General features: G+C 56.9%; 4 protein-coding genes and 1 pseudogene. 4 read left to right on the top strand and 1 reads right to left on the bottom strand.

The annotated features are described in order from the left end of the window. The 3 genes from Q0072_RS04565 to Q0072_RS04575 all read left to right on the top strand — a co-directional run. A partial coding sequence (locus Q0072_RS04565) for an AAA family ATPase (protein WP_298326360.1) occupies positions 1-784 on the top strand: 784 nt, incomplete at its 5' end. A gap of 10 nt (positions 785-794) precedes the next feature. After that, positions 795-1,649, top strand: a complete 855-nt coding sequence (locus Q0072_RS04570; RefSeq protein ID WP_298326362.1) for a DUF4435 domain-containing protein — start codon at positions 795-797, stop codon at positions 1,647-1,649. A 414-nt stretch (positions 1,650-2,063) separates the two neighbouring features. Beyond that, the gene (locus Q0072_RS04575; protein ID WP_298326365.1) at positions 2,064-2,375 is read left to right on the top strand and encodes a transposase; all 312 of its coding nucleotides are present in this window, start codon (positions 2,064-2,066) and stop codon (positions 2,373-2,375) included. 23 nt (positions 2,376-2,398) lie between these two features. Here the strand turns inward: Q0072_RS04575 and Q0072_RS04580 are convergent, their stop codons facing one another. Continuing rightward, on the bottom strand, positions 2,399-3,958 hold the full coding sequence (locus Q0072_RS04580) for an ISL3 family transposase (RefSeq protein WP_366941777.1): 1,560 nt from the start codon (positions 3,956-3,958) through the stop codon (positions 2,399-2,401). Positions 3,959-4,045: 87 nt separating this feature from the next. On the opposite strand from Q0072_RS04580, the pseudogene Q0072_RS04585 reads away from it, so the two are divergent. Beyond that, positions 4,046-4,379 (top strand): annotated as a pseudogene (locus Q0072_RS04585) (DDE-type integrase/transposase/recombinase); the annotation flags it as partial.

Below are 4,379 nucleotides of genomic sequence, written 5' to 3' on the forward strand. Positions count from 1 at the left end.
AGTAGGTGTTTCTGGGTGGGTGCCGTTGCGGCTTTCTTTCTCGCCCTCTGGAGGATTTGAGTACAAGGCCTTAAGCGATGATATCGATTTGCACAGATTAACCTCTGATTTCTTGAGTACGATTAGTTATGGTGTTTCTGCTAATCGTAAATTCATGCCGTTGGGGGATTCTCTTTTATTGCCAACTGTTTTATATTTTACTGCTGATAGACGTATTGCTGCCCCTAAAGATAGGCGTGGATTTCTTGAACAGCCTGCAATTTCTTATTCGCCTGCGCATAAATTTGACGGCGAGGGTGATACGTGGGCGTCATCTCTCGATGGCCTGCTGGTATGGTACGAGTGGCTGGGCGGTGGGTTGTTTGAAGAAGCGGCAAGGTTGGTCAATGAATTGTTGTTTGCTGGAACCAATAAGCGCCTTGTCAAAGTAGACCGTCATGACCTTGCGGCGGTGATTGAGGTGGAGCGCGAGGACGGGACCAAGCACCGTCACGGTATTGGTCAGCTCAGTCATGGTGAGCGTAGCTTAATACACCTCTTGGTCCGCAGCGCCTATCATAAGGCCGGTAGTACCATCTTGATGATCGACGAAATGGAGAACCACCTGCATCCGCAGTGGCAGTATAGGTTGATGAATATTTTAAAAGATTGGATAAGGTTGTGGCCCGATCTGACCGTGATTGCCAGCACCCATAGCCCGGCACTGTTGGAGGCGTTTGCTTTTGAGCGGCAGGAAGAAGGGCTGGTCAAAGGTGGGTATTTGATCGAAGCGAATGATTTGTGAGGAAAAGGCCGTGGCAACTTTCGCCAGTAAAAAGGATACAGACACGCTCGTTGACTCTCATGGCGATGTTGTCGTCATTTTGGTTGAGGGGAAGACCGACGAAAAATTTCTCGAAACGATGTTTCCAGGAATGGAGACCGAAATTCGTTTTGAGAGCGTCGGGGGCTGCACCCTCATGGTGAATCGCCTCAGGCGAGAGCGTGTGATCTATCCTAAGGTTTTCGGCCTACTCGATCGTGATGCCCTCAAACGCGATAAAAAGTGGAGCGTTTTGTTTGAAACCGACGACGAAGCGTTTGCCGGGGCGACGCGTGTTGATGGTCTTTATGTTCTAACCCGTTGGGAAATCGAGAACTATTTGTTGGATTTCTCTGCGGTTCTTAACTTGTTTAATACATGGAAGAAACCACCACTCGAGGCGGAGGAACTGCTTGATCGTTTGGTCAATACTGCTATTGGAGAACTTTACGTTACTGCTGGATGGTGCACCGCATATGCGCATGGTCTATCTGAGAAAGAATGCCCGATTACCTACTCAACGGATCCCCACGTGCTGCCGCAACATGTTACCCAATGGATAGAAAAGAGGCTACCGGATGCGGTAGGACTGCTGCACGAGCATACAGGCCGTGTAATGGCTTTCGATCCCGGTGAGGGTGTTGACAAACGTGAACGTCTGATTGCGTTGTTGCGCATGGTGGATGGTAAGCGGTTCTTGGAGCGTATTCGACGCAATTGGCTCGGCTTGAATCTCGATCCATCGCTTCAACTGGCGAATAATGTTGGGGGTATCAAACCGCGCCGTGACGACCTTTACCGGTTAGTACAGAGTTTAACGGGGCATGATTCGCGATTATCAGCTTGAATTGGCGTAGATTGTCGGTTGGGTGTATTTGAACGGGGAACCAGAGAGTTTCGGATCAGATTATCGCCGTCAACTAATACTTCTCTCGGTCAAATCCCGCTCCTGCATCCACTGATGCTATAAGACCTGTCCAGGAAAATCTGGATTGATTGCGGTCAGGATATCTGCAATCTTTCCGTGACACTCTCATGCGCATCCTCGCCATGGTGGTCGGTGAGGATGTGCGGGAGAAATTCGTCCGTCGGTCCTGCGAGGAGGTAAGCTAGGCACCGGCCCCTTCCCATCCGATCCAAGGCAGCCACTGGTTGATTATGGGTATATGCGGGGGAAGACTGGCCGTTCGGCGGCAGCGATTCGTCCGCCGCCCTGTACCACTAAGCCCGCGCCCGCGCCGGGGAGCATCTACAGCGACACTTGGCCGGTCGCGCCATTCCGGAACGCGCTAAAATCCGGCACGAGAAAAGCCGCCCCCTGATCGACGATCTGGAGCAACGGCTGCGTCACACACGAGCCAGTCTGTCGCCCAAGTCGGATCCTGCCAAGGCCATGGACTACGCCCTGAACTGTTGGTGCGCCATGACCCGGTTCCTGGAAGACGGACGCATATGCTTGTCGAACAACGCCGCCGAACGCGCCCTGCGCGGCATCACCGTCGGGCGCCGGAATTGGACAATCTGCGGCTCCGATACCGATAGCGTGTCAATCGGCATTGAAATTTGGCTCTGACGCAGTTTTGGTGAAGTGCTTTTCTACCCTGCACCGATGACGCGGGCCTGGAGCAGGTCGAGTTTTCCGCGGCCATACATCTGGCGCTTAACGAGTTTGAGCTTGGTTATCTGGCCTTCGGTTTGGCCGTTGGACCATGGGGAAGTGATAGCCTCCTCCACAGCGGCTTGGTCCTTGACGATGCCATTGGCGAACGACGCCACCATGGATTGGCTTGCCCGTTCCAGCCAGGGGGTCAGGTCAGCCAACGACCGGCGCCGGATCATGCCCTGGAAATCGGCGATGATGGTCCTGGCTTCGATAATGGTTGGAACCCCCTTTTCAATGGCGGCAACCAGGACAGTCTCAGCCTTTGTCAGCGCATCGCGTCCCAAGGTCATGAGCCGGGCAATGATCCGGGCGGATGGTGTCCGTTTAAGGGCCTCTACTCCCATCTGGTCGGCCCGGCGTCGACGGGTCGCCCATTCCGTGACGACGCGCAGCGAGCCTTGGAAACCCTCTTTCCTGAGCCGCCGCCAAAGTTCGGTACCGTTGCGATGCCCCGCCTGCCATTGCTGGTCGAGCCAGGGAAGATGCAGTTCCAGGGAACTTTCCTTTGTCCGGAAGATGTCCGCCCCCTGACCCCGGAGGATTTTGCGCACCAGCCCTCGGCTGTGGCCGGTCCGGCGAACGATCTCCTTGATGGGGATGCCCTCCTTGGCCAGGCGCTGGACCGCATTATTGGTATCCTCACGCCGCAGATATCCTTCGTATTGCAAGCGCTCTGCCGCCGTGAGAAGGGCCGGATCGATGCTGGTGACGCCGACCGCGGTGCGGATCTGCCGCATGGATTTCCTGACTGCGTCGAGAAAGGCTCGACTTGCGTTTTCCATCAGATGCCAGCGGTCGGCCACCTGCATGGCAGCCGGCAATGCCTTGGAGACAGCCAGGGCGTAGCCACTTGCGCGGTCGCGGGCCACGATGCTGACCTGCGGCTGCTGCTCCAGCCAGGCTTGCGTCGTTGCCGGTTCACGATCAGGCAGCAGGGCGATGGTCCGTCTCCGCTCCAGGTCGCAGATCAGGGTTCCATAGCGATGATTGCGTCGCCACGCCCAGTCATCCACGCCGATCACCGTAGGCGGCACGATGCGCGGGCTGCCCCGACGACGAACCACCCGCAACAAGGTGTCGTTGCTCACCGGTAGCATCAAGCGACGGGCCAGGGTAGCAGCCGGACGACCTCCCAGCGCCAGACCCAGATGGTGGACAACCTTATCCAGCCGGGCCGTCCGGCGAGCCCAAGGTGCCAGAACCTTCGGATCAAAGCGCTCCGTGAATACGCGGCGACCGCAAAGCACAGCATCGCAGAAAAACCGGCGGGCAAGCAGCACAAGCTCAACCAGACGACCGCTTGTCGGCAGGTCCGCCAGCCGCCGGTGATATCGGCTATGGATCCGGCCTGACCGCGTCCCGCATCCGGGACAGGCGCTCATCGCCGTGACCGGGCTGATGGTGAGGCGCACCATCCTATCATCATCGGTGATGTCCTTGATGGCCATGCCGGCAACATCGAACATCGAGTGTGGAAAGCCCAATCCCATCATGCTGATCCCTATGGAAAATCCACTCCAGAGGAATCCCGAATTTCATCAAAATTGAGTCAGAGCCACTTTTCCACGCCGGATAACACCTATTTCAAAACTGAGTTCACCGACGAACCTAGCGTGGAGCGGGTGGTCTGGCTGTTCTCCCTGGTGCTGGGCCATTGCCGCATGATCTGGGCGCGGTTCGTCGCCCGCCAGGACCTGCCCACCCTGCTGCGCTGTCATATTGCCGCCTTTGAGGCCCTGGGCGGCGTGCCGGAGCAGATCCTCTACGACCGCATGCGCACCGCCGTCCTGGGCGCGGCGGGCGACGACAGGGGCGTCGTCTACAACGAGAAGCTCCTGACACTGGCGGCCCATTACGGCTTCCTGCCAAAGGCCTGCAAGCCCTACCGGGCCCAGACCAAGGGTAAGGTCGAGC

It is taken from the genome of Asticcacaulis sp., from assembly GCF_027484505.1.
GTDB lineage: Bacteria > Pseudomonadota > Alphaproteobacteria > Caulobacterales > Caulobacteraceae > Asticcacaulis.